General features: G+C 35.1%; 1 protein-coding gene. It reads left to right on the forward strand.

All coding sequences use genetic code 11. From position 1 onward, the window contains the following. Positions 1–200, forward strand: a 200-nt coding sequence (locus tag VSR34_RS38645) for a hypothetical protein (protein WP_342965264.1), incomplete at its 5' end; no start/stop codon positions are given. Between the last annotated feature and the right edge of the window lie 247 nt (positions 201–447).

Consider the following 447-nt stretch of genomic DNA (forward strand, 5'->3'; position numbering starts at 1 on the left):
ATATGAAGTCGAAGTCTGCTTTGGCCAAATATCAAGATATCTTTCACATCAGAGGTTACCTTCATCCAACTGTTCCTAGGATTAATGCTATTACGAAAGGCGAAGCAGAGCAAGAGATGCCGAACTACGTGACGCATGGAGTCAGAGTCCAATACTGGATCACTATTGATGTTCCCTCTTGCGTTCATATTTCAAAGTAATTTGTTTTTTGTTAATCTTTTCTAAAATCTTTTACTCTGCCCAAGGTGAAAGTATTGATATTGTATGGGCAAATCTATTGTTTTGATCTTTAAAATCAATAATAAAAGTTGTTTTTTATTCCCAAATTGTGTCTTTATTTTATGCTTTTTCTTGGAAAATGTTAATCAGAGATCTCTAGAACCCAGTTACTATTGCTAGGACAGGTTGAGTCAGCTGAAACTTCAAAAGGGTACTTACATATAGACC

The sequence above is a fragment of the Paraburkholderia sp. JHI2823 genome (assembly GCF_038900695.1).
In the GTDB taxonomy this organism is placed as follows: Bacteria; Pseudomonadota; Gammaproteobacteria; order Burkholderiales; family Burkholderiaceae; genus Paraburkholderia; species Paraburkholderia mimosarum.